Genomic DNA, 25319 nt, shown 5'->3' on the forward strand with positions numbered 1-25319 from the left:
ATGAATAAAGAACTATTAGCTGAAAAAATAAAAGTAAAAGATGCGAAGTTATTTATTGATGGTCAATATGTCGATGCGATGTCCGGCGAAACGTTCGATACATTCAATCCATCAACAAATAGGAAGCTTGCCTCTGTTGCGCAAGCAAATGAAGAGGATGCTAAGCGAGCGATAGACGTGGCAGGGCGCACATTTACAAGTGGTATTTGGAGTAAAATGCCTGTGGAAGAACGCTCGGCTATTTTATGCAAAATGTCAGATTTGATTATGGAAAAGGTAGATGAATTAGCGTATATAGAGACACTTGATGTTGGAAAACCAATAAAAGAAAGCCGTGGCTTTGATATTCCGCGTTCTGCCCATAATTTTCGTTTCTTTGCTGAGATGGCAAAGTATATGGTGCATGAACATTATGATAAACATAACTTTATGTCGTATGCAAAATATGCACCAGCAGGAGTAACAAGCTTAATTATTCCTTGGAATTTACCATTTATGCAGATGACATGGAAGGCGTCAGCTGCGCTAGCCGCTGGTAATACAGTAGTTGTGAAACCAGCATCTTACACGCCGTTAAGTGCGGTTATACTTGGTGAAATTGCGAATGAGGCCGGGCTACCTCCAGGTGTACTCAATATTATTACTGGACCAGGAAGTACGGTAGGAACGAAAATGACGACGCATCCCTCTGTAAGACGTATTTCATTTGTAGGAGAAAGTAATACAGGGAAAACGATTATGCGGAATGCCTCAGAAAATTTAATACCAGTGTCGTTAGAATTAGGCGGAAAATCAGCAAATATTGTATTTGAAGATGCTGACATAGATGAAGCGGTACAAGGATCGATTGAAGCAATTTATCGGAATCAAGGAGAAATTTGCTTAGCTGGTTCAAGATTACTTGTACAAGAAAGCATATATGAACAGTTTCTAGAGAAATTTGTAGCAGCTGTGAAAAAGATAAAAGTAGGAGATCCTCTTGATGAAGATACAGATATGGGAGCGCTTGTTTCAAAATCACATTTGGAAACAGTGGATCAATACGTACAAATAGGTCTTTCAGAAGGAGCGAAATTAGCACACGGCGGAAAAAGAATTGAAAGTTTAGCACAAGGGAATTTCTATGAACCAACTGTACTATATGATGTTGATAATTGTATGCGCGTAGCTCAAGAAGAGATTTTTGGTCCAGTTTTAGTTGTTATACCATTTAAGACAGAAGAAGATGCAATTCGTATCGCAAATGATTCTATTTATGGTTTAGCAGGAGTTGTTTGGACAAATGATCTTAGAAGAGCACAGCGAGTTGTTTCGCAAATTGATTCGGGACTATTATGGATTAATTGTTGGTATGTACGAGATTTACGTACTCCATTTGGTGGTTCTAAGGCAAGTGGTATTGGCCGAGAAGGTGGACGCCATAGTTTTGAATTTTATACAGAAGCAAAGACAGTTACGATGAAATTATAAAGTGAAACTTCCATCAGCGGAATGGTATTTCCGTTGATGGGTTCTAAATATAGATTCTAAAAATGAGGTGAGATATATGCAAGTGTTAATAAAGGAATTAGCAGATGAACTATTGCAGGCAGAACAAACGTGTAGACCAATTTCTCCTTTTACGGAAAGGTATCCAAATCTATCCGTTTCAGATTCGTATAACATTCAACTCGAAGTAGTCGGACAAAAGTTAAAACAAGGACGCACAGTGATTGGGAAGAAAGTCGGGCTTACGAGTGATGTAATGCAGCAAATGTTTGGAGTGGATGAACCGGATTACGGACATTTGCTAGATGATATGAAAGTAGAAAGTGGAAGTGTAATCGCTGTAGATTCGTTTGTATCTCCAAAAGTAGAAGCGGAAATTGGATTTATTTTAGCAGAGAATTTGAGTGGCCCGAATATTACATATGTAGATGTGTTAATGGCAACGAAATATATTGTACCTACACTTGAAATTATTGATAGTCGTATTGCAGATTGGAAGATTAAGCTTGCTGATACAGTAGCAGATAACGGTTCATCGGCGAAAGTCGTGATTGGTAATCAGCTTTCAAACGTATCAGAGGTAGATTTACGTACAGCTGGAATGACACTCTATAAAAATAATAGTTTAATTGCTACAGGAGCAGGGGCGGCGGCATTAGGGCATCCTGCGCAAGCTGTTGCTTGGCTAGCGAATAAACTTAGTGAATTCAATATTTCATTGAAAGCTGGAGAGTTGATTTTACCCGGTGCGTTATCTGGTGCGATCACAGTCCAATGTAACGATTTGATTCGAGCGGATTTCGGGTCTCTTGGTTCGGTTTCTATTAAATTTGTATAAACGTATGATGGTGTGAAAAGGAGGGGATATATATGAGGAAAGTGAAGGCAGCTATTATAGGTTCTGGAAATATCGGTACGGATTTAATGTATAAATTAAGAAAAAGTGAAGGTATTGAAATGACTGCCATGATAGGGATAGATTCTGAATCAGACGGATTAAGGAGGGCGAAAGAAGAAGGATATGAGATTTTTGATAATGGTATACAAGCGATCATTGAGAATCCTAGCATAGCGGATATTATATTTGATGCTACTTCAGCTAAAGCCCATATTTATCATGCGGAAGTTTTAAGAGAGTTAGGAAAACTAGTGATAGATTTGACACCAGCGGCATGTGGCCCATTTGTTTGTCCAGCTATACAGGATGGGACTCATGTAGAAATGCAAAACGTCAATATGATTACATGTGGTGGGCAAGCAACGATTCCAATTGTTCATGCTATTAACGAAGTGGCGGACGTTACGTATGCGGAGATAGTTGCTACGATTTCTAGTTTAAGTGCAGGTCCAGGTACACGAGCAAATATCGATGAGTTTACGATTACGACAAGGCGTGGGATTGAAGAAGTTGGGGGAGCGGACTACGGAAAAGCACTTATTATATTAAATCCTGCAGATCCCCCTATTTTAATGAGAGATACAGTATATTGTGAAGTTAAGCATATGGATGAATTATCAATTAGTCAAGCAATCTACAAGATGGTTGAAGTAGTGAAATCGTATGTTCCAGGGTATGCTTTAAAACAAGAACCGATGTTTGATGGGAACCGTGTGACTGTATTTTTAGAGGTAGAAGGAGCTGGAGATTACTTTCCTCCTTACGCTGGTAATTTAGATATTATGACAGCAGCGGCATTAAAAGTTGGTGAAGGGTTTGCATCACGAATAATGGGAGAGCAGAAGCGAGGTGTAATGAATGAAACGAAATAGTGATATGCCAATTAAAATAACGGAAGTTTCTTTGCGTGATGGAAGTCATGTAATGAGGCACCAATTTACTGAGGAGCAAGTTAGGTCTGTAGCTAGGTCGTTAGATGAGGCTGGTATGCATTATATTGAAGTCAGTCATGGAGATGGATTAGGTGGTTCTACGCTGCAATATGGAAGATCGTTAGTAGATGAAATGAAACTTATTGAAGCGGCAGTTGAAGAATGTAAACAGTCCAAGGTAGCTGTCTTACTTATTCCTGGTATTGGTACTATCCATGAATTAAAACAAGCAGAAAGCGTTGGAGCAAGGCTTGTTCGTGTAGCAACTCATGTAACGGAAGCGGATGTTTCTGCACAACATATTCATTTTGCACGAGAGTTAGGTATGGAAGTGTGCGGGTTTTTAATGATGGCACATTCTGCACCAGTTGAGAAATTAGTAGAACAAGCAAGGCTTATGGAAAGTTATGGGGTACAAGCTGTGTATGTAACGGATTCAGCTGGAGCTTTATTACCACATGAAGTACGGGAGCGAATACAGGCGTTACGTCAATCTTTAAATATTGAAATTGGCTTTCATGGCCATAATAATCTTTCTGTTGCAGTAGCAAATACAATTGTTGCAATTGAAGAAGGAGCAACTCGTATTGATGGAAGTGTTCGCTGTCTTGGAGCCGGAGCAGGGAATGCGCAAACAGAGGTATTGTTAGCTATACTGGATCGCATGGGATATAAGCTAGATATAGATTTGTATAAAATGATGGACTTGGCAGAAGATATTGTTGCTCCGCTGTTACCAGGACCACAAGAAATCCAAAAAGGTAGTCTTGTCATGGGATATGCTGGTGTCTATTCAAGCTTTTTACTACATGCCGAGAGAGCTGCGCGTAAATTTGGTGTAGATGCTCGTGATATTTTAATAGAACTTGGTAAGAGAAAAGTAGTTGGTGGACAAGAAGATATGATTTTAGATGTAGCAGCTGAATTAGCGAAGATAAAAACGGGGGTGTAAAATATGGCTTTAGTTAAAGGGGCAGATTCAGAGATTATTGAATATTTACTTCAGGCAGAGAGAGAACGAAAAGAAGTGATAAAGGTAACGGATCAGCATCCCGATTTAACAGTGGAAGATGCTTACATATTGCAAAAACGATTAATCGAACAAAAGATAAAAGAGGGATCCAAACGAGTTGGTGTAAAGCTTGGGTTAACGAGTAAAGCAAAACAACAAATGATGGGGATTGAAGAAGCGATTTACGGTTATTTATTACATGATATGTTAGCGTTTGAATGGGAACCAGTGCAGTATGAAACATTGATTCATCCAAAAGTAGAACCAGAGATTGCTTTTTTAATGGGAGAGGATTTACAAGGCACTAACGTTACAGCGGATGACGTATTAAAGGCAACGAAATATATTACACCAGCTTTGGAAATTATTGATAGTCGTTATTTGAATTTTAAATTTACGTTGCCTGATGTAATCGCGGATAATTGTTCATCTTCAAAGTTTTTATTGGGGAGTAAATGGATGGAAGCTAAGGAAATAGACTTAGCTAATATTGGAATGGTTATGTCGAAAAACGGTAAAGTGGCTACAACTGGAACAGGAGCAGCTGTGCTTGGGCATCCAGCAACTGCAATTGCCTGGGCGGTAAATAAGCTTGGATTACAAAATGAAGGGTTGAAAAAAGGGGATATTGTACTAAGCGGAGCATTATCTGAAGCAATTGCTTTTAAAGCTGGTGACGCTATTGTCGCGCAGTTTGAAGGTTTAGGTAGTGTATCAATGTTTTGTGAATAAATAGTAAAGTGAGAGATGAGTATGCCAATTGTACAAATTCAAGTTATTGAAGGTAGAAAGCAGCAGCAGATTCAGAATCTTATTTCGAATGTTACAGATGCAGTTGCAAAGAGTTTGGATGTGGATGCTGAACGTGTACGTGTACTAGTAAATGAGATTCCGGGTTCTCATTGGGGTGTTGGAGGAAAGGTGAAAGAAAGCGTGGAAGAAAAATAGTTTTTCTGAGTAAAAGTAATTCTTTATGATAAATGAAGAATTGCTTTTTTATTTTGATATGACAGAAAATTATGTTTACAATCGAATTAGTATAAAGAAATTTATTAATAGGAGAGAGGGGATAATATGTATAAAGTTGTCTTTTTTGATGTTGATGGCACTTTATTAAGTGAGAGTGATAGAAGTATGCATGTAAGTACGAAAGAAGCTATACGGAGATTAATTGATAAAGGAATTAAAGTAGTAGTTACAACAGGACGACCTTACAATTTATGCTTAGAATTTAAAAAGTTAGGTGTTGATACATTTATTTCCGCGAATGGTGCACATATAAAATGTAATGACACAGTTATACATAAATCAGTGCTTTCGAGAGAAACAGTTCATGATATCACAACTTTTGCTGAGTTAAATGGTCATGGTGTTTCTTATTTTACAGAGGAATTTACAATGAATGGTATGGCTTCTAATAATGAAAGGGTAATGAAAGCGTTAAAAGAGACTTTAAACCTACAACAATATCCTGAAAAAATGAAATCCCTTTCAGATGAGGTTTATTGTGTGTGCTTGTATGCGGATGAAACAGAAGCTCAGAAATTTCTAGAAAGATTTCCAGCACTTAAATTTGAGCGTTTTCATGGGTATGTTATGAATGTACTTGAGGATACTGAAGTTTCTAAGCTAACTGCTATTAAAAAGGTATTAGATTACCTAAATATTTGTAAATCGGAAGCAATTGCTTTTGGAGACGGTGGAAATGATGTTGATATGTTAGAGTATGTAGGTTTAGGAATTGCGATGGGAAATGGAGGGGAAAGGCTAAAGGAAAAAGCAGACTTCGTTACAAAAAAGGCAAGTGAAGGCGGGATAGCCTATGCGCTACAGGAGTTTGGTGTCATATGATCATTTAGGTGATTTTTGTCAAGAGATTAATTTTGTTTGATTGGTTTCATTATTCGAATGAAAAAACATTCGAATAATGAAATTTTAGGATATTTATTATGTTCAACTAATAATATATGAATTTGTCCGCGATGATGATAGAAATGAGCAACAATTTCTATCATCATTCAAATCGAGAATAGGAAACACCCCAATATGCAGTCGTGATTTTAGCTAGTTCATCATTTGAATAGGATAGAAATGTTTTGGAGAGAAGGTTATATCCTCGAAGCATCGTTTGTTGCATTTGAACAATCGTTTTGGGTGTATGTTCTAGATAAAAGGTATGTAATTCTTTTTGTGTAGCTTCATTTAAGATAAGCAGATCTGCATGACAAATGAGAGAAAGATGGGCAAACATTTCAAATAGCGACCGTCTATTTTGAATTGGTTTACTTTGTAAATCTAATTCAGTGAGTTGATTGAGCATTTCGATAGATGTCTCAACAGCAATTTCAAGTTGATGCAACACAGCCTGAACAAACATTGTAATTCTCCTCATCTCCGTATATAATAATGTCTTGAGAGTATTATATCATATTCAAAATTCCGAAAATTCTAGTAGTTTGACTAGGAAAATGAAAAGTATTATATTGTAAAAGGTCATAATGAACGAGAAATAGAATGGAAAGCAATTATTGAGTTAGGAGTTTAGACCGATGAGTTCGAGATATGGAAGAGATACAATTGTGGAAGTGAATTTAGATGCTGTAAAACATAATGTGAGAGAATTTAAAAAACATGTGGATGATAAAAATATTGCAATGATGGCAGCTGTAAAGGCGAATGGGTACGGTCATGGATCGGTTGAAGTTGCAAAAGCGGCAATTGAAGCTGGAATTCATCAACTTGCCGTTGCATTTGTAGATGAAGGAATCGAACTACGCGAGGCTGGAGTTACAGTGCCAATTTTAGTTTTAGGTTATACACCAGTGGAAGCTGCTAAAGATGCGATTGAATATGATATTATGATGACAGTATATAGAATAGAAGATTTAAAAGATATGAATGAAATCGCTAAAGAGCTTGAAAAGAAAGCTCGTATTCAAGTGAAAATAGATACAGGGATGAGTCGTATTGGCTTACAAGAAGAGGAAGTTACTCCATTTTTAGAAGAACTAAAAAATATGAAATATGTAGAAATAGAAGGTATGTTTACACATTATTCTACAGCTGATGAAATTGATAAAAAATATACAAATATGCAAACGAGTTTATTTGAAAAAGCTGTAAATACAGCGGAAGAAATGGGCATTCATCTTCCATATGTCCACAGTTCAAATAGTGCTGGATCAATGGAACTTAGTAATACATTTCAAAATATGGTCCGTGTTGGGATTGGTGTATATGGTATGTATCCTTCAAGAGAAGTAGATCATACAGTTGTTTCCTTAGAGCCGGCATTATCACTAAAGTCGAAAGTTGCTCATATTAAACATGCGAAAAAAAATCGTGGTGTAAGTTACGGAAATACGTACGTAACAACGGGAGAAGAATGGATTGCGACTGTTCCGATTGGCTATGCGGATGGATATAATCGTCAGCTATCAAATAAGGGGCATGCGTTAATTAATGGAGTTCGTGTACCAGTTCTTGGCCGCGTTTGTATGGATCAATTAATGTTAGATGTTACGAAAGCAATGCCTGTACATGTAGGGGATGAAGTAGTGTTCTACGGTAAACAAGGTGAGGAAGAAATTCCTGTAGAAGAAATCGCCGATATGTTAGGGACAATTAACTATGAAGTGACTTGTATGTTAGATCGAAGAATTCCGCGTGTATATAAGGAAAATGGTGAAACTACTGTAGTTGTGAATATATTAAGAAATAAATGAAATAGAAAAGACTGAATCGTTAAGGTTCAGTCTTTTCTATTTCATATTAATTTTTAAAGCTGGGCGCACGCCGTAACCAGCCACACTGGCATTTGCGTAGCTACGAATACTGCAACTTGTACCGACAAAAAACGCACGCGAAGGCTTATTTCCTTGTGTTCGCAGCCACCACCAGGAGCAGCCAACTTCTTCGCCGTTTCTGATGATATAGTTATCTTTGTTCGTTTTATCATACACATATAAGCTACATCCATCGGTTTTTTTTATTTTGGCAAAGTCCGTTCCAATGGCGCGCCGCAAATTCTTGCCGTGTATATCAGATAAATCCTTTATCTCGGTAACGCTAAGCAAAAAAACTTTGTCCTCGGTATCCGGGGTGCCTTCTCCATTGTCCATGCAATGAGTCGTCTTTATAAACTCCTTTTCGGCGGCATTGAATGCGGTGTTATAGAATTCATTGTTCAGCCACTTGCGCAAATCACAGTCATGCCATGTAATATCCACGCAATCACGCCACTTAATATCCACTGACTCGCCATGATATCTTCTGCAGTCCAAAAAAAACTCGCTCAAAATAAACAATTCGTTATCTGAATTTTTCAACACCCTCCATTTTATCGGTGTTTTATCTGTTCCCTCCGCTGTATGTGGATAAGTACCAAAAGTAATGACTTCACCCGACTTTATATTCTTGTCTAGCATAATAGCTTCCTCCTGATTCGTTTCTAATTTAATTATATAACATTGATGCAAGTGCTAAGGTTAGGGTGAGATATACTTAATTAATTCAAATCATAAATTAAAAAGGTTATTAATGAACTTAAAAACAGTTAGTCCATGCCTTTACCTTCTTTTTAGTTAGTTTAAGGAGGGAAACAATATGCAAATTTATTCAATGAAATGGCCCGATTGCGGAATAGAATGACTCGCATTTTTTTACAACTATGCTTAATACACCGATTAATTGTTTATTGTTATATAAAAGAAAATCGTTTAGCCGATTTTCTTTTCGATTCTTAAGAATATCGACATGCAAATGTGACGGATAATCGATGCCATCGTTTCGTTTACAAATATGAGCTAAATCTATAATATGCTGAATTTCAGTCATTGATAATTGTTTCATTTTTGGGATCTGCATATTGTAATCTCCGTAAGCGTATTTTAGAAAAAGGAAGGGTGTTGTAACCATTCCTCTAAATCCACATTTCCTTGAACGGATAATAATCGATATAAATATCGGTATGGTGCTCTGCATCGTTCTAAATCGGGAATGGGCATTATTGTTTCGTAACCTTTCCGGAAAGCGTTAGCCTCGTTCTCTGTAAATACATATTCTAATCCGATAAAATCAAGTTCTCTTGGCGCAACTGCATAAGCTTCTGTATCTACCAAACCAGTAATTGCTATATCATCTGTTAAAAATTGAGTTGGGTCCATATCGATTAAAATGAGCGTCGTTTCCTGTGGTACCGGTAGTGCATGAAGTTGTGATTGGAAAACTTCGAATGAGTCATTTATTTTAGAATTATTAGAGTAAAACATAGTTACAAGTTGCTTACTTACGTCTGTTATATGTTGGTGAAATTTATGAAGCGGAATTTGAAAAGTTCCAGATGGATTTCCAATATAATTTGCTTTATATTGATGGATTTGTGCTAAGCCTTTTCCAAGGCCATATAAGATAGACTCCGGTTGTCCTATAAATGATTTGAGTACTTGACCGTTTAACTTTTCGACAACAACATATTCTCGCTCTAATGTATACTTCTGTAGTATTTGGGGGATAGGGAGCGTTGTATACTGTTGCAACTGTTTGTGTATGGTTTCTAGCGTATGTACATTTCTTGGGTCAATGCCGAATAGATGCTTGCATCCCCACCAAAAATCATTGTTCGGTTCTGTTTTCATTTTAGAAGATCGAACAATGACTTCCTCGGTTTCTGTTTTTACGAGCCAGACGTCACTTGCATGATCTTCATAACCTGGGTGTAACGTGTCTATAGATAAGATAGGGGAGCTGAATAACTCTTGTAACATAAAAAAACTCCTTTTCTCTAAAAATTCAATAAAATCATTATATATTATTTAGAAATATAATATATAAAAATTTCCAAAAAAGTGTCGAATTTGTGTAAATAAAGCCATTTCTTTGCAAAAATAGAGAATTTTCGGTATGATAATACTAAGAAAATATATCTGTTTTGGGGGTAATCAATGAAGAAAATATTTGAATATGTGCTATTAACAATTGGATCGATTATTGTAGCTGGCTCATTGGAGTTGATTTTGGCGCCAAATGGACTAGTAGATGGTGGGGTAACAGCCATTTCTATTATGGCAAATAAAGTTGCGGGGCTACCGCTTTATGGTGTGTTTTTAGGACTTAATATTCCTATCTTATTATTTACTGCAAAAGTAATGGGTAAAAAGTTCTTTATTCGTACGTCATATGCAAATGTTGTAACAACTCTCGGATTAATTTATTTGAAGCCATTTCCAGCTATCACAACCTCTGAATTATTAATCGTATTGTACGGCGGAGTATTATTTGGAATTGGTGTTGGAATTGTTGTGAAAATGGGCGGTGCAATTGATGGGTCAGAAATGTTAGCGGTCTGGATGAACAAACATTTTAAAGTGCCGATTAGTACATTTTTACTTGCTGTAAATGCTGTTATTTTCGTATTTGTCGCTATTTTGTTTTCAATTGAGCAAGCAATGTTCTCACTCGCAATTTTCTATATTGTTACGAAGATGATTGATTTCATATTAGATGGCATTAATCAAGGCAAGAGTGTCATGATTATTTCGAGTAAAAATAAAGAAATTGGTGAACTTCTTATGAAGGAGTTACAACTTTCTGTTACGTATCTACATGGAGAAGGTGGTTTTTTGGGAGAACACCAGAGAATTATCTATTGTATTACAAACCGTTTTATTTATCCAAAGATGAAAGATCTCGTTCTCTCTGTAGATTCAAGTGCCATAATTGAAGCTTCTTATTCAACGGAAACAACTGGTGTGAAACGCCCAGGAATATCATCACGATCAGGGCAAACATCAAATGATTAGACAAAAAACTGTTCCTTGCAATTATTTGTGCGAGGAACAGTTTTTTTGTCTAAACCAAGCTTTTTTTAATAATGTTACAACAGTTTCAATTGAATCGATTGGTACCCCTCCGAAACCTAGTAATACATAAGCTTCTTTTTGTAAGTTATTTACTGAATCGTATATGGATAGAGGGTAAAGTTTTACATGTTTTTCAGCAGCTGATTGAATGAGTTCTTGTTCATACATGCCGTTATGAACATGTAGTACGATATGAAGTCCAGATTGATCTCCAAGTATATCAACACCAGTCCCCATTTGACTTAAAAGTGATTTGACTAATGTATGATGTTTTTTCTTATATAATGTACGAACGCGGTTTAAGTGTCGATCCCAATCCCCGTTTTGAATAAAGTTAGCAAGAGCAAGCTGTTGTATTTTAGAAACAGTTTGTTTGAAGATACCGTCTAAGTTTTTATAAGCCTCCAAAAGATGATTTGGCAGAACAATATAGCCCATTCGTAAGGAAGGTAAAAATGATTTTGAAAAAGTTCCCATGTAAATAACACGTTCATTTGTATCAAGTCCTTGTAATGAAGGAATAGGCTTTCCAACGTAGCGAAACTCTCCGTCGTAGTCGTCTTCAATAATATAGCCAGAGCAATTATTGGCCCACTGTAATAACTCAAGTCGCCTTGATAAAGGCATAATCATACCATATGGAAATTGATGAGAAGGGGTAACATAAGCAACGTTTGCATTGCAATTATGTAGAGATGAAATGTCCATTCCTTTTTCATCTAGTGGGATAGGATGAATAGGAAGGCCACAGCTTTGGATAATAGCTTTTACGCGATGAAATCCAGGGTTTTCTGTTGCGTATGATTTTTGCTTCCCAAGTAATTGAACCAGTAACCAAAGAAGGGGCTGTATACCAGCACCGATAATAATTTGGTTAGGTGTGCAATGAACCCCGCGAGCATGGTACAAATATTTTGCAATGTGAGTGCGAAGTATTTGTTCTCCTTGTGGGTCTTCTTTTGTAAATAAATCGCTTTCATATTGGAGTAAACATTCTTGTAGTGCTCTTTTCCAATTTGAGAGTGGAAAGGCTGTTTGATCGATATTTCCTTGGCTACAATCAAAATAGAGCGTGTTTTTTCGTTCTTTTTCAGTTTGGTAAGATGGAGCTTGTTGATTATTTGGAATAACATCTATATCTACTTCAACAACAAATATACCGCGCTTTGGTTTACTCTCGACATAGCCTTCCGCAGACAACTGCTGATAAGCTGATTCGACTGTAATGCGGCTAACACCAAGTTGTAATGCTAAATTTCGGTGAGAAGGGAGACGGGTTCCAGCAGGGAGCGTTCCCTTTAAGATTTCTTGTTTCATGTAGTTGTAAATTTGTATATAGATAGGCGTTTGACTTTCTAATTGTAGAGGGATAATTAAATCCATTGCATGCGCTCTCCTTTAAAACTGGCCTTATAAAAAAGAATTGAACTGTCACTTAAGAGAAGGGCAGTCTTTATTTATACTAATAATATAACATTTAGAAAATTTTATAAATAGTTAGGAGAGATATTTGATGAATGTTAAGGAAATAAAAACAGAGGAACAACTAGATGAGGTATTACCCGTTTTACAACAATTACGAACTGCACTTACAAAAGAGGAAGCACAGTCTTTATTTCGTCAGATGAAAGAGGAACGCTATCAATTATTTTCTTTATATAATAAAGAAAATGAGGTGGTAAGTCTTGCTGGAGTAGCGGTATGTACGAATTTTTATAATAAGAACCATGTTTTTGTATATGACCTTGTAACAGCTGAGGCTCATCGGTCGAAAAGGTATGGTGAGGTATTACTATCATACATAGAAAGATGGGGAAAAGAACGGGGGTGTACTTGTATTACACTGACATCAGCTTTTCCGCGTATAGATGCTCATCGTTTTTATGAGAGAGAAGGCTATGAAAAAGTTAGTTATTCATTTTATAAGAAATTGAAGTAAAGAAGAGGAATACCTCTTCTTTACTTTTGATAGCGAATACGTACTTCTTCTAATTTTTTACTAAGCTCATTCTCTAAGTTAAACTCAAAAAAGTTAGCTAACTTACATAAATAAGCTAGACAATCCGCAAGCTCTTTACCGAGATTTTCACGGATTTCTTCCTTCGCCTGAGCATATGCCTCATGTTCAGGAACACCTTCTTTTTTTAGTTGTTCTGCCCTATAAAAGAGTGTCCGAAATTCCTCAGCGACTTCAGCGACCTCTGTTGTCAGTAACATATGGATATATAAGAGAAATTCTTTACTGTGCTGAAATTCATGGCGTCTATCATTATGATTCCAGCCCATTTCTTCTTGAACTCGTTTCATGATAGTTGCCCCCTAATTATATAGAAATAAAAGTAACTGTCTCTTACATATTAATGGAAGAGTGATAGGACGATTGTTCTTTGCTAGCAAAAGTAAATGATTCTTTGTTTTGTTTATAACTTTCTTCTTTGAAATCTCTATTTTCTACTTTTATAACAGATTTCTGCACGTTTAATGCATCTTGTATACCTGAGATCATGAATTTAATAACTAAAATGGTAATGAAAAATGCAATAAGTGTACCTAAAATAATCCAAATAGCGATGTTAATCTCGTAGTAGTTTAATCCGATTAACCCTGCCCAATCGTTAGACATAGATACTAGTTTAATTCGTCCATCGCCCATGTCCTTTACTTGTGCACCGCCAATTACAATTTGTATGAGTGATAAATGAATCATAAGTATAAGTGTTTGCACAACATGTTCCATAAATAAAATAAACAGGCGCTCGCGAAGTAAAACACGTAAATGCTTCTTTAAAATATGAAAGCGGGATGCCCCCATTAATTTTGAACTCAATATGTAATCTGTTTTCATAAATTCATCGATTTCTGAAGAAATAAATAATGATACGGTTGGAAGAGCAACTAAAATTAAAATGATTGCTTGGTAAATTGCAAAACTGACATTAGGTTCTAGCCGATTGACAGAAGAGTCGATATTTACGTTAACAGGTAAGATTAAAATAGCAGCAATAAAAACAGTTGGAACATAATAAAAAACTTCGGAGAAAGCTTTTATAATCTTTTTGCAAGGTTTTACATATAAGCTAATTATAATTCCCAAAATCGCACTAAAAACTGTTCGTAATAACGCGATTATAAGTGCAAATAATATAGTGAATTTTGCACCATCTAATAATTGATAAAAAATAGATTCACCGAAGCGATCGGATCCAAGTGGCGGCATTTGAACTGGTGAGAAGGGAGCAGCGCCGATTAAATCTTTATTCTCGTTATAAAGGAGTAACAATGGTTTTAATGTATCGCTTTTAAAATACCATCCATAAATAAAACTGGCAGTTAGAATACTAAAAAGATAAATAAAGCCAAATAAAAATCGTTTTGATGTCCAAATCGATTTCATGCGATTTCCCCCCTAACTGCTTTTTCTGATTTTTGTATCATATAAGAAATACACTGAAATAAAAAATAGAATGGTGTCAAAATCATCAGTAATATCACGAAATAACAGGCTGTAGAAAAGCGGGATGACGAAACTAAAAAATAAATGATACCTTTCATGTGAAAAACTAGTTCTAAAACAAATAAGTTAGAGAGTAAAAATACAAAAATTGTTTTTAAGTGATAAAACAAATGAACAAAAATATTTTTAAATATATGGGTACGTAAAATGTAACTGGATGATAAACCTTTTCCATATGCTACTTCTACATATTGCTTTTCTTGTTCTTCTTTAATATATAAAAGCATCATTCGAAACATTTGTAAGGTTGGTAAAACTGATAAACAAATAATCGGTAATACATAAGCTTTATTTTCGTTAAATGACATAATCGTAACGGGAGTGTATCCATACTCTCGCAATATCCATATAAAAAAAATTTGAAGAAGAACCATAATCATCATATCTGGTAATGCTTCTAATATAAATACAATACGATGTGTTAAAGTTTTAAGCCATTTGGGTGATAAAAAATAGACGTAAGTCATAGTTGTTGAGACACATAAAGATAGAAAAAAAGCAGCGCACAAAATAGTAAACGAATATAGATATGGGTTGAAAACATCAGGAAATAAATGAACAGTCTTAGAAACGCCAAAACTAGGTATTTGATAGGACAAGGATTGAAGTGAAGCTAAATCACTTAGTGTGCTAGAAAATTGCTGTATAAATTGTCCAGGTTGAAACGAGAATGATCCTTTAGAAAAGAATAAGTAGGGTACATTTAAAAAGAGAAGTAACGTTGCAATAAGTGTGATGAATTTTGAACAGGGTTTCCATATTTGTTTGATCATAAAAAACCTCCAAAAAGCATTCTTTTACAAAATTATACAACAAAAAACAAAAAACGTTTTGATTTTTCAGAAAAAACATTATAATTAAATATATTGAAATTCTATTTTAGATAGAAAGATATATAGGAGGATTTTATGCAAAAAACATTTTTACAGGGGAAAAAAGTGACTGTTCGAGAAATTTGGGAAAGTGATATGACATCATTATGGTCGCAAATATATAAGGAAGAAAATCCTGAGTGGAAAAAGTGGGATGCACCATACTTCCCGTTTTCGATTCAGGAGTATCCAGTGTATAAGGGAAGTTTGCAATCTAAGCTCAAAGAAGAACCTTTGTCGCAACTTATTATTGAAACGGATAACGAAATAATAGGGACAGTGGGCTTCTATTGGGAATATAAGGCGTCACGCTGGTTAGAAATAGGAATTACGATTTATAACCCAGCATATTGGAATGGTGGTTATGGTACAGAAGCCTTGCAATTATATAGGGATTTGCTATTTGAAAATATGGAAATTGGTAGGGTAGGTTTAACGACCTGGTCTAGAAATGAACGTATGATGAAAGTTGCAGAAAAAATTGGAATGAAGTTAGAAGGTAGAATGCGAAAATGTCGTTATTATAATGGGACATATTATGATTCTATTCGAATGGGAATGGTTCGAGAAGAGTGGGAAGAGTTAAGAGAAGCAAAGGGGTGAAGAATTGTGTACGCCATTATTGCTACATTTAATGAGGAGTTTTCGAAGCATGTAAAAGAGATTGGAGAAGGATTAACGGACATTGTACATAGTGAAGACCTAGAGCCTCATATTACATTAGCTGATTATCATACTTTGGATTTGAAAACATATGGAGAGAAGTTAGAAAAATTTACAGAGAATATAGGGTGCTTTCCAGTTGGATTTTCTTCTGTTGGCACCTTTCCTACAAATGGAACAATCTTTTTGACACCAACGATAACGAGAAGATTACTAGAGTTACATCAATTGTTGCATGATCATTTTATAGATTTTCATGATCACCCAGAGTCGTATTATGTACCTGAGAAGTGGGTACCACATTGTACGATTGCCAATCGTTTAGAGCGAGAGCAATTTGTTCGTGTAATGGAGTTTATATATAAAGATTTTAGTGCACAAACGGCAGTTGTAGAAAGTTTAAAGTTAATTAAAGTGAACTATGAAAATGGTAATCCGCCTTCTTGTCACATAGTAGCAGAATACAATTTGAAAAGAGTGGAGACATCGATATGACGTATGTGGTTAGAGAAGTGAACGTACAAGATATTGCTGCTGTACAAGAAGTGGCGAAAGAGGCTTGGCATGATACATATAAAGGAATCATTCCACAGGAAGTTCAAAAAAATTTTTTAGAACAAGCATATTCAAATGAAATGATGGAACGACGCTTAGAACATTCACACTTATTTGTAGCAGAAGTAGATGACCGAGTTGTTGGATTTGCTAATCTTTCACCTGTAAAACATCAAAATGAAGCGGAATTAGGGGCTATTTATTTATTGCCGGAGCATCAAGGAAAAGGAGTTGGGACAGCTTTATTGCAAAGAGGCATCACAATTTTAGACGGTGTTAAGAAGATTTATATTTGTGTAGAAGCCGCGAATGAAAAAGGGAAGCGGTTTTATAAAGCAAAGGGCTTTGCAGCTTTAGAGCAATTCGAAGAGGATTTTGAAGGGTATAATTTACAAACTATAAGAATGGTTTTACATATATAAAAAGAATAAAACCAAAAGGAATTATTCAAGAAGCAGCTGTGTCCCAGCTGCTTCTTATTGTAAACAAAAAGAAGATGAAAGTGCAATTCATGGTATTTACTCAAAGGATTTCCGTAATACGCTAACTCAGGAGGAAGTGCAGCTTTACAATCACTTTGTAGATTACTTCTGTGAAAACTACGAGGTAGACCCTTTCAATTTAAGTTTAGTAGATAGATATGCTATGAACTATATCAAGGTAGGACGACTTGATTCTACTAAGTTCCTCTCAGACTCTCAAAGTTACAATGATCCTGAGATTAAGCTTATACGCTACATTGAAACTCTAGGATTAAACAATAAATTTAAGATGAGTAAGGAAAACAAGGATAACGCTAGCTCGGCAAATCTTACAATGTTATTTGACATGGGTAATGAATAAGCACGAAATAGCCTTCTCAGTTCTTCTTTTCAGAAGTGCGTATCTATCACTATACAGATGGCGATACTTTCCTTAGTGTGGATGTTTAGGAGATTTTGGAGCTCGAACATAAAAGGGAATCACTCAAGAAAGAGAATAAGCTTAGGAGGAGTAGCCTATACAGGTTGCTCCTTTCTTTGTGTGCATACGATTTGGGAAACAAAATGGTAAAGAATTAAGAGATTTCTTAAATAGTGACATTATGTCGTCATTCCAAATTAAACCTAAACTTGGATACTTTGTAATTCATCATGGAGGATACTAAACAAAAATCCTTTACAGACCAGTAGCACTTTTCCCTAAGAGAGCAATTCTCCGAGTAGGAATGCTATTACGAGACAGCAAGGTTGTTAAAGAGGGGGGCTTCCTAGATATAAACTAGGAGTTATTTTTTATAGTTATTTATTCTGAATATTCTTGAGAAATAAATATATATCCTTTTTTATCTATTCGAATTTTGTTATTGTTTATTATAGGGATTTTTTGTATAAAAAGGATGGGGAGGTTATTTATGAACATTCAAACAAAGGGGAATGAGCAAGTAACCCGATTATTAAACGAATGGTATTTAGAGATTCGCTCGAGACATTTAGAAAAAGCAAGAAATTTAAAGCCGAAAGTGGAAGGGAAAATTAATGAGGTTAAAGGAAGCTCAGAGTTATTACAGCATTACTTACTTCTCAATTTTCGATATAATTACTTAATTGATAACTTAAGAGTGTCCAAAGATTGTTTTGATGAAATCGACTTTTATGGTGTACCAACAAATAGTTCACTAGCTTACTATTATCATTTTTTTAAAGCTATCCACTCTAATGCAATTGGTGAATACACTTTGGCTAAAGAGCACTATGAGAAAGCTGAATCACTCTTAAGGTATATTTCTGATGAACTTGAACATGCAGAGTTTTACTATAAATTAGCTACATTCCGTTATCATGTTTATCAAGCGTTGTTAGCGATTACACATGTAACGAAAGCTAAAGAGATATTTTCTAAACACAATGGTAATGAGTTAAATCTAGCTTTTTGTAATAACCTTTATGGGTTAGCGTGTATACATTTAAAAGAATGGGAACTAGCTGAGGAGCATTTAACTTCTGCGATGAACACTTTTCAGAAGATAGAGGAAGAGCACTTTATCCTTATGGTTCGCCAAAATCTAGGTTTAATGTATGCAAGTCAAAATCTCTCTCCATTGGCTATTCGTTATTTATCTGAAGTTAATGAAAAAATGCCAACGAATTACAGAGCCCTATTTGTTGAGGCTAGAGAGCAATTTAAATTAGGCCAAACAGAAATTGCTTTGGAGCTTATTGAAAAAGGTTTAACAATATGTAAACAAATAGAAAACAATGAGTATCAGTACCGATTGGTAATTTTGAAATCCATGGTTCAAAATGCACCAGCTCAAGAGTTAGAAAAAGTAGTTTTAGCAGGAATGGATTACTTTAAAAGAGAACAACTATGGGAGTATGTTCAAGAGTATACTGAAGTAGTGGCTGTGCAGTACCACAATGAAGGTAACTTTGAACAAGGAAGTAAGTACTTTTATTTAAGTTATGAAGCTAAAAAAGAAATCCACAAGAAGGAGGCACTAAAATGAAGAAAGCAATACTTAGTTTAATGGGAATTGTAACAATTTTGACGCTAACACTTGGAGTACATACTTCAGTAGATAAGCAGCAAAGTACTACTCTAGTGAAAGCTATGGCAGATGGAAACACTGGAGGTTGATCTCTTTAATAAAGAATTAACAGGAGCAGGGAGAAATCCTTGCTTTATTTTTTTGTACAGAATTAACAAGTGGCATATCGTTAAGTTAGGATATCCGAGGGGGATTACTGTAGGTGAAACTGGGATTTGTGCTAAATAAACAGTAGTCTCAAAAGTTATCTCACTGGCTTCATTGAGTACATAAACTATAATTTCAATTACTGTAATGGTTAACCTGAGGAGGAAAACAAAAGAGCTGACTCAGGAAGCCGGCTCGGTATATTACTTATATTCATCGAATATATCATAAATTACCTCTAGATTTAACTCCTCGGTTAGAGTCTCCCAAGCTTTACTCTTATGAGAAAGTAATAAGTGTAATCCTTTGTAAGCTAACTCTCTTTCTTCCCAAGTTTCATAATTGGTAGATTCAATATCTTTACGAGCTGAGTCTAATTTGTTTTCCCACTCTAGGACTTCTTCGATAGCTTTCTTTACGCTATCTCTCGTGACATTGTCCTTGAGAACTGGTAGCTCAATCATAGTCATTTTATAGATCGCATCTTGAGAGTCAGTTAAGTTGTCCATGATTTCATCATATAACTCGTTGTCGTGATCGCTTAGGTCTACACCTTCAATAGCTGTTACGCTTATAAGAGTTTTTCTTACTTTTAATAATTCATTTACGTGGTATTTATTGTTATTAGTTGTTTTAATGTTCATCATAATCTCTCCCTTTAGTTTTAATTGTTTTCTTACTTCTATTTAGCTACGTTTCAAAACAAGACACAAGATATAATAAAAAATTGTTGTTGGCTAGACAGTTGATATTTGTTTGTTGCTTCTTAAGTTAAAAATTCTCCTCAGTTAATTCGTTTAGATTAAAACTAAGAGTTTTAGAGATTTTGCCAGATCATAGGATAACCACATATGTAAGGCCTAGTTGAAATGTATCCACTTTGCAAGTTTTATAAGTAATACGAGAAAGTGAGTCTTGGAAGGTTGACACTAACGTGTCGATCTCCTCCATTACCATATCAATATTAGTTGGTTGAATAGTGTTTGTTGTCATAAAAAATCTCTCCCTTAGTTTAAGTTTTATAGGTTTACAATCATGCAAGAAACAATGTGTGGCTCTCCTCAGGTTAACCTTGTAGGAAATTGAATAACTTACATTTTAGCTTTCTTTGCTCAACAGACATCATCTTTGCGAGAACGCCAAACAGATAACCTTTGAAGTCTTTTCTAATTTTTTTCATCTTCAGAGCAAATATAGATTGTTTAAACGCTGAGATTGCGAGCTCAGTTGTATCAGATAAATCAGGTGCATACTTACTTGCAGCCAATTTAACTTTTCCCCACATAGCATAGATTTCCTTAGCAGTATCAAAGAAAGGAGAGACTGTATTGATGAATTCCATCGGCACACATGAGCCAACCAAATAAGATGAATCTAACTCATCAATACTAATAGGTGCACTATTACGTATCTTTAATTCTTTAGAGCTTTTAGCTTTAAGTGTAATGGCTTCTTCTTCGTGAGATGACTCCTCAGGTTGCTCGGGAGTAAGCTCTACAGCTTCTTTACAAGATGCCAGCTCATGGTGACTCTCGAAAGGATTAATTACACAAATGAAAGCTGAATAGCCACCTTTAACAGGTTTAAACTGCTCAATACGAGTAATGATACCTAGCTCGCTGAAACGCTTGAGAGCACGCTGAACAGTACGTTTAGAGTATCCTGTTAGATTCGCTAGCGTGTTATTTTTCAAATATGAAACTCCAACGAACTTACATGAGTAGTTTGATAACTTTAGGAGTATCACTCGTTCGCTTTCCTTTAAATTGTATTCTTTTAGAGTAAGATCAATAGTCTTATCCATCTCGGTAACTGAATTAAATGATTGATATTTTCGTAGTTCTTTCATATAAATTCTCCTCAGTAGGAGCTACTTGCAGATTGCACCTTATGGTAGTACAATAAAAACAAATAACTCCATAGTTATTTTGTGGGAGAGTCCTGTCTGGTCGCCAAACTAGAAGCAGGGCTCTTTTATTTTGTCTAAATGTCTAAATTGTTCAAAGGGTTGTACTTGTCGTTAGTCTCCTTGAGGGAGTCACTCCAAATGTGTATGTACCTCTCAGTCATCTTTATAGAAGAATGTCTCATGAGTCGACTCACAGAGTAAGCATCTACTCCGTTTCTCAGCAGCTTGCTGCAATAGTAGTGCCTACAAGTGTGCGCACTCACTCGTACACCTTTGAAGTTCATTATCCTAGCTAGTCTAGTGAATACGAGCTTTACAGCGTTAGGAGTAAGTGGTTTACCTTTTTGGTCTGTAAACACATGAGAAGGTAATTCATTAAACTGTCTCTCTAGGTAAATACGATATTCGCACAGTTCCTTCACGAGTTTGTCACTAAGAGGTTGACTTTGTTGTTTCTTCAACTTTCCATAGAAAACAACTGAATAGTTGACCAAATCGCAATCACTCCATTTAGTGTTGAGCATTTCACCAAGCCTAGCTCCAGTACCTAGGAGGAAGACTAACATAGTGTAATTGCGATAGCTCCAAAACTTTTTGTCCCTCTTTTGCCTCCTGTAGTACCTCAACATCATCCTCACTTGTTCATCTGTAAAGACTTCTATTTTTGAATCAGATTTATTTTGAGTCAGCCTCCTAGTTGGGTTATTTCTCTCTAGGATGATCTCCTCATCTATAAGGAATCTAAAGAAACTTTTAAGATGTTGTAACTTGGTGTTAACTGTGAGTACTGCATTGTTGCGTTCTCGTTGGCAGTACATGAGGTAGGACTTGATAGTTCTTTCTTTTATGTCCTCAGTGTCTATAAGCTCCCTGTCAGAACAAAACAGTTGAAACTCATTGAGTGTATCCCCATAAGCTTTAATTGTGCGAGGTGCTAAATTGTTGAACTCCTTCTCGTCCAAATATTCCTTAATGGCAAACTTAATCAGCATAGTTATTCCTCCTTTGTTTAAACACAAAAGGAGACCACCTAATCAGCCTTATTGGTTCCAATAAAGTGAAAATAGGTAGTCTCCTCTAATGAGATAGTTTTTGTTAGTAACAACCACAGTTTTAACTCTTGAGAATACACTCTCAAGCCTTGATAACTCTCAGTTTACAAACACTGGATGCGTACATACTCCAACGACCATTCCAGATAAGGAATTTTCAACGGATGTGGAGGCGGAAGCGACGATTTTTCCTTTCTTTTCAATGTAGTACGTACGTCCTGTGTTTGTTTCAAGCGATTGTCGCAAAATCTTTTCTGATTGTTCTGTGTGAGGGAATTCTTCAATGTTGTTTCGGAGTTTCATAATTCGCTTCACATCATCTATGGTTGCTAGTTGAATGGTTGTATGAAGCTTTGTTATTGGGAGTGTAGTATCATCTTTACATTCACAAAAGTACATTTTATTTTTTGTGCCCAGATGTATATTTTGTACATCTTCAAGTTTTTCTACAATGTCCGATTTACCAGAGATTTTCAGTGGCTTGTGAGGTGAAAGAATTGCTTCATAGTCAGCAGCGGAAAAATTATCTTTTCCATATGGAATAAATGAATCATGAAAGCGCAGTAATACGGATTGTAACGCTCCATTCTCTTCAAATTGTCCCCATAACTCTTGAAAATCTGCATCGTAACCAAATGCTGCAATATCGCCAATGATAAATAGGTTAATTGATGCTTCTTCTTTTAGAAATGTAAGCACTTTTTCATGATCATCCTTTGTTAATTTTCGTATCATCATATCCCTTCCTTTAATTTTTCTGAATATTATTACTTATCGTTTTTGAAATCAATATAAAATTTTATGTTTAGTTCACAAGGTTTCGGAAAAACTAGGAAAGATATGACAAAGGAGGTTATGAACGGTGGATCATCCAATTCAAGGATTAATGAAAGCAGCAATGGAAAATTTAAAGGAAATGGTCGATGTTAATACGATTGTTGGAGAGCCTGTTCAGACGGCTGACGGTGGTGTAGTGTTAACTGTTTCCAAAGTAGCGTTTGGATTTGGAGCAGGAGGATCGGATTTTCAAACAAATGATGGTCTGAAAGCGCAAGGTAATCCGGCATTCGGCGGAGGGAGTGCAGGTGGTGTTTCGATTACTCCAGTAGCTTTTCTTGTAGTGAATAAAGACGGTGTGAATATTCTTCACTTACAAAATGCGACACATCTAGCTGAAAAAATGATTGAGTTAGCGCCACAAACAATTGATAAGATTCAATCCATTTTTCAAAAAAACGAAAAGCATACTGAAAATCATCATCCGCAAAACCCGGACGAAATCGCGTAAAAAAGCCTGTTTTTCAACAGGCTTTTTTTCTTGTAATCAGTATGTAATAAAACTCATGAAATTGTAAATAGTTTTTGAAGTTTTTTCTATGTTTCTAAAATTTTTCATGTTAAAATATGCTATAGAATTGAAACATATAAAACGAAGGTGGCTAGGTGCTTTGTCTGGAGGATCTGACCAAGTAAAGAATATGATATATATTAATGGTAATCGTCGGGGTCATTGTTTTATTACATCTGGAATTACATTTGAAGAGTTTGCAAGTAATATCCCTTCACCGCTTCATCAAGTATTGCTTTTAAAACATAATTTTGAGTGGACTGATTTTCACTATCATACTTTATTCGAATATGTTGAAGAAGAAAACATACATAAATTAATTAAAGCAGAGATTGATGAATTTGATGAATTTTGTTGGGTGGATTTTGATGATGCAAGCGATTTAGATGAATTGGAGCCAAAGGAAATTGCAGAATTGTTATATTTGGCTCACAAAAAAGAACCACTTGGGAGAGCGTTTTTCCCACTTTTGAAAAATAGATTTGTCTACTTTTCACATGATGACGGTTGGTACAACAAAGTGTATTACCGTAGAATCGCTGATTTCGTAGGAATGCTTAGCAAAGTAATTCCATACAAACTCGGTTCATTTGGAAAAAAACGATTCTCTTTCTTTCAAAAATCGAAAATATTCCCAGCAATTTCAAAAGAAGTCATTCTTGGGCTTGTTCCATTAATGGAAGATGGATTGTACATTGATTTGGCAGGGAAAATTGAGTCAAGAAGAGGCTTAGAGATTCCTGTATATGTAGTTGGTTCGTATGAAAGTACGGATGAAGTACTAGATAACGTAGAGGAATTAAAAGAAGATGCAACCGAAACTGGCTGGCTTATTTTTGATAAGAAAGAACAAGAGTGGCAATGGGTTGTAGACTAAGAGAACTTGACGAATTAGGTCAAGTTTTCTTGTTTTTGAAAGGAGAAAAAATGAAGAAATATTATACAGCAGTAGGTATTGTCAGCATTATTCTTGTTGCAGTACTACTTTTAACTTGTCCGAAAGAGTCTGATTTCAGGTCTTATTTAGAGGACAAGTATGCATTGATTTGTAATCAAGATAGCTTTGAATGTACACAAAATGTAGATAAGAAAGAACAAAAAATGAAGTTTGTAAGTACGGATAGACGAAACGGTGTATTTTTTATCACAGTGAAACAAACTTTTGAAACAGAAACTGGTAAAAAGAAAGAGTATAGTGGAACAGGCATATTCGGTACATTTCTTTTTGTTACGGAAAAGACTTTCTAATTATAGAAGGTCTTTTTTTTATGCGTATGTTCATATAGATGAAGTAAGACAAGCATAGGAGGGATGAGAATGAAAAAAACATGTGTGGTTTGTGGTGGAGAAGAATTCTTTTCATCGACATTATATGCACGTACGAAACAAGACTGGGCATACGCCCCAAACATGTATCGTTTTGAAAAAGTATTTATTGAACACCGGGATGAAGAAAATTATCCAGTGTTTCAAGAAATTACAGCAAAACATTGCTGTGGATGTGGACATATTATGTTGTATCATGAGTAAACACACCAA

At 35.6% G+C, this 25319-nt stretch carries 29 protein-coding genes and 3 pseudogenes; 19 read left to right on the top strand and 13 right to left on the bottom strand.

Annotated elements, in window-relative coordinates; all coding sequences use genetic code 11:
• From AAIE21_RS09495 to AAIE21_RS09525, 7 genes are all read left to right on the top strand, one after another.
• Entirely contained in the window at positions 1-1470 is a 1470-nt protein-coding gene (locus AAIE21_RS09495) for an aldehyde dehydrogenase (RefSeq protein ID WP_343266550.1), read from the top strand.
• 76 nt (positions 1471-1546) lie between these two features.
• Positions 1547-2326: a 2-keto-4-pentenoate hydratase gene (locus AAIE21_RS09500; RefSeq protein WP_343266551.1), complete on the top strand. Its 780-nt coding sequence runs from the start codon at positions 1547-1549 to the stop codon at positions 2324-2326.
• Between the two features lie 32 nt (positions 2327-2358).
• The gene (locus AAIE21_RS09505) at positions 2359-3258 is read left to right on the top strand and encodes an acetaldehyde dehydrogenase (acetylating) (RefSeq protein ID WP_343266552.1); all 900 of its coding nucleotides are present in this window, start codon (positions 2359-2361) and stop codon (positions 3256-3258) included.
• Entirely contained in the window at positions 3245-4270 is a 1026-nt protein-coding gene (gene dmpG, locus AAIE21_RS09510) for a 4-hydroxy-2-oxovalerate aldolase (protein ID WP_343266553.1), read from the top strand. The genes AAIE21_RS09505 and dmpG overlap by 14 nt, the downstream gene beginning before the upstream one ends.
• A gap of 3 nt (positions 4271-4273) precedes the next feature.
• Positions 4274-5062 carry a 2-keto-4-pentenoate hydratase gene (locus tag AAIE21_RS09515; protein ID WP_343266554.1) on the top strand — a complete coding sequence of 263 codons (789 nt, stop codon included), beginning with the start codon at positions 4274-4276 and terminating at the stop codon, positions 5060-5062.
• Positions 5063-5083: 21 nt separating this feature from the next.
• Entirely contained in the window at positions 5084-5278 is a 195-nt protein-coding gene (locus tag AAIE21_RS09520; protein WP_343266555.1) for a 4-oxalocrotonate tautomerase, read from the top strand.
• A gap of 126 nt (positions 5279-5404) precedes the next feature.
• Positions 5405-6181, top strand: a complete 777-nt coding sequence (locus tag AAIE21_RS09525) for a Cof-type HAD-IIB family hydrolase (protein ID WP_343266556.1) — start codon at positions 5405-5407, stop codon at positions 6179-6181.
• A gap of 26 nt (positions 6182-6207) precedes the next feature.
• Here AAIE21_RS09525 and AAIE21_RS09530 read toward each other — a convergent pair.
• Positions 6208-6707 (bottom strand): annotated as a pseudogene (locus AAIE21_RS09530) (DinB family protein).
• Between the two features lie 172 nt (positions 6708-6879).
• Between AAIE21_RS09530 and alr the strand changes: the two are divergent.
• Positions 6880-8055 carry an alanine racemase gene (alr, locus tag AAIE21_RS09535; protein WP_343266557.1) on the top strand — a complete coding sequence of 392 codons (1176 nt, stop codon included), beginning with the start codon at positions 6880-6882 and terminating at the stop codon, positions 8053-8055.
• Positions 8056-8091: 36 nt separating this feature from the next.
• On the opposite strand, the gene AAIE21_RS09540 is transcribed toward alr, so the two are convergent.
• The 3 genes from AAIE21_RS09540 to AAIE21_RS09550 form a co-directional block, all read right to left on the bottom strand.
• A complete protein-coding gene (locus AAIE21_RS09540) occupies positions 8092-8757 on the bottom strand; it encodes a DUF6273 domain-containing protein (protein ID WP_343266558.1) in 666 nt (221 codons plus the stop codon).
• A 190-nt stretch (positions 8758-8947) separates the two neighbouring features.
• Positions 8948-9196, bottom strand: a complete 249-nt coding sequence (locus AAIE21_RS09545; protein ID WP_343266559.1) for a hypothetical protein — start codon at positions 9194-9196, stop codon at positions 8948-8950.
• A 23-nt stretch (positions 9197-9219) separates the two neighbouring features.
• Positions 9220-10095 carry a phosphotransferase gene (locus tag AAIE21_RS09550; RefSeq protein WP_343266560.1) on the bottom strand — a complete coding sequence of 292 codons (876 nt, stop codon included), beginning with the start codon at positions 10093-10095 and terminating at the stop codon, positions 9220-9222.
• A 177-nt stretch (positions 10096-10272) separates the two neighbouring features.
• On the opposite strand from AAIE21_RS09550, the gene AAIE21_RS09555 reads away from it, so the two are divergent.
• Complete coding sequence (locus AAIE21_RS09555; RefSeq protein WP_003197206.1) at positions 10273-11130, top strand: YitT family protein; 858 nt, start codon at positions 10273-10275, stop codon at positions 11128-11130.
• 21 nt (positions 11131-11151) lie between these two features.
• Here AAIE21_RS09555 and pdxR read toward each other — a convergent pair whose 3' ends face one another.
• Positions 11152-12573, bottom strand: coding sequence for a MocR-like pyridoxine biosynthesis transcription factor PdxR (pdxR, locus tag AAIE21_RS09560; protein ID WP_343266561.1), 1422 nt, complete (start codon positions 12571-12573; stop codon positions 11152-11154).
• A gap of 130 nt (positions 12574-12703) precedes the next feature.
• On the opposite strand from pdxR, the gene AAIE21_RS09565 reads away from it, so the two are divergent.
• Complete coding sequence (locus AAIE21_RS09565) at positions 12704-13129, top strand: GNAT family N-acetyltransferase (RefSeq protein WP_343266562.1); 426 nt, start codon at positions 12704-12706, stop codon at positions 13127-13129.
• A gap of 20 nt (positions 13130-13149) precedes the next feature.
• Here AAIE21_RS09565 and AAIE21_RS09570 read toward each other — a convergent pair whose 3' ends face one another.
• The 3 genes from AAIE21_RS09570 to AAIE21_RS09580 are packed head-to-tail and all read right to left on the bottom strand — an operon-like array spanning position 13150 to position 15477.
• Positions 13150-13497, bottom strand: coding sequence for a MazG-like family protein (locus AAIE21_RS09570; protein WP_343266563.1), 348 nt, complete (start codon positions 13495-13497; stop codon positions 13150-13152).
• A gap of 43 nt (positions 13498-13540) precedes the next feature.
• Positions 13541-14584, bottom strand: a complete 1044-nt coding sequence (locus AAIE21_RS09575) for an ABC transporter permease subunit (RefSeq protein ID WP_343266564.1) — start codon at positions 14582-14584, stop codon at positions 13541-13543.
• Complete coding sequence (locus tag AAIE21_RS09580; protein WP_343266565.1) at positions 14581-15477, bottom strand: ABC transporter permease subunit; 897 nt, start codon at positions 15475-15477, stop codon at positions 14581-14583. Before AAIE21_RS09580 ends, AAIE21_RS09575 begins: the two co-directional genes overlap by 4 nt.
• 135 nt (positions 15478-15612) lie before the next feature.
• On the opposite strand from AAIE21_RS09580, the gene AAIE21_RS09585 reads away from it, so the two are divergent.
• The 5 genes from AAIE21_RS09585 (at position 15613) to AAIE21_RS09605 (ending at position 19413) form a co-directional block, all read left to right on the top strand.
• Positions 15613-16179 carry a GNAT family N-acetyltransferase gene (locus tag AAIE21_RS09585; RefSeq protein ID WP_343266566.1) on the top strand — a complete coding sequence of 189 codons (567 nt, stop codon included), beginning with the start codon at positions 15613-15615 and terminating at the stop codon, positions 16177-16179.
• A 6-nt stretch (positions 16180-16185) separates the two neighbouring features.
• Entirely contained in the window at positions 16186-16734 is a 549-nt protein-coding gene (locus AAIE21_RS09590) for a 2'-5' RNA ligase family protein (protein ID WP_343266567.1), read from the top strand.
• Positions 16731-17216, top strand: a complete 486-nt coding sequence (locus AAIE21_RS09595) for a GNAT family N-acetyltransferase (RefSeq protein ID WP_343266568.1) — start codon at positions 16731-16733, stop codon at positions 17214-17216. The genes AAIE21_RS09590 and AAIE21_RS09595 overlap by 4 nt, the downstream gene beginning before the upstream one ends.
• 971 nt (positions 17217-18187) lie before the next feature.
• A complete protein-coding gene (locus tag AAIE21_RS09600; protein WP_343266569.1) occupies positions 18188-19282 on the top strand; it encodes a response regulator aspartate phosphatase in 1095 nt (364 codons plus the stop codon).
• Positions 19279-19413 carry a hypothetical protein gene (locus AAIE21_RS09605; RefSeq protein ID WP_343266570.1) on the top strand — a complete coding sequence of 45 codons (135 nt, stop codon included), beginning with the start codon at positions 19279-19281 and terminating at the stop codon, positions 19411-19413. Before AAIE21_RS09600 ends, AAIE21_RS09605 begins: the two co-directional genes overlap by 4 nt.
• Positions 19414-19674: 261 nt before the next feature.
• Here AAIE21_RS09605 and AAIE21_RS09610 read toward each other — a convergent pair whose 3' ends face one another.
• From AAIE21_RS09610 to AAIE21_RS09630, 5 genes and pseudogenes are all read right to left on the bottom strand, one after another.
• Entirely contained in the window at positions 19675-20115 is a 441-nt protein-coding gene (locus tag AAIE21_RS09610) for a hypothetical protein (RefSeq protein WP_343266571.1), read from the bottom strand.
• A 127-nt stretch (positions 20116-20242) separates the two neighbouring features.
• Positions 20243-20464: pseudogene (locus AAIE21_RS09615) on the bottom strand (hypothetical protein).
• Between the two features lie 73 nt (positions 20465-20537).
• Positions 20538-21320: a helix-turn-helix domain-containing protein gene (locus AAIE21_RS09620; protein WP_343266572.1), complete on the bottom strand. Its 783-nt coding sequence runs from the start codon at positions 21318-21320 to the stop codon at positions 20538-20540.
• Positions 21321-21454: 134 nt separating this feature from the next.
• Positions 21455-22372: a tyrosine-type recombinase/integrase gene (locus AAIE21_RS09625; RefSeq protein WP_343266573.1), complete on the bottom strand. Its 918-nt coding sequence runs from the start codon at positions 22370-22372 to the stop codon at positions 21455-21457.
• 174 nt (positions 22373-22546) lie between these two features.
• Positions 22547-23167: pseudogene (locus AAIE21_RS09630) on the bottom strand (GNAT family N-acetyltransferase); the annotation flags it as partial.
• 127 nt (positions 23168-23294) lie between these two features.
• On the opposite strand from AAIE21_RS09630, the gene ytfJ reads away from it, so the two are divergent.
• The 4 genes from ytfJ to AAIE21_RS09650 all read left to right on the top strand — a co-directional run bounded on the left by ytfJ (position 23295) and on the right by AAIE21_RS09650 (position 25310).
• Positions 23295-23720, top strand: coding sequence for a GerW family sporulation protein (ytfJ, locus tag AAIE21_RS09635; protein WP_174102120.1), 426 nt, complete (start codon positions 23295-23297; stop codon positions 23718-23720).
• Positions 23721-23880: 160 nt separating this feature from the next.
• Entirely contained in the window at positions 23881-24657 is a 777-nt protein-coding gene (locus AAIE21_RS09640) for an oxalate:formate antiporter (protein ID WP_343266574.1), read from the top strand.
• A gap of 50 nt (positions 24658-24707) precedes the next feature.
• Positions 24708-25028 carry a hypothetical protein gene (locus AAIE21_RS09645; RefSeq protein WP_343266575.1) on the top strand — a complete coding sequence of 107 codons (321 nt, stop codon included), beginning with the start codon at positions 24708-24710 and terminating at the stop codon, positions 25026-25028.
• A 69-nt stretch (positions 25029-25097) separates the two neighbouring features.
• Complete coding sequence (locus AAIE21_RS09650; RefSeq protein WP_343266576.1) at positions 25098-25310, top strand: hypothetical protein; 213 nt, start codon at positions 25098-25100, stop codon at positions 25308-25310.
• Positions 25311-25319: the final 9 nt, after the last annotated feature.

This window comes from Paenibacillus sp. 102 (assembly GCF_039549175.1).
GTDB lineage: Bacteria > Bacillota > Bacilli > Bacillales > Bacillaceae_G > Bacillus_A.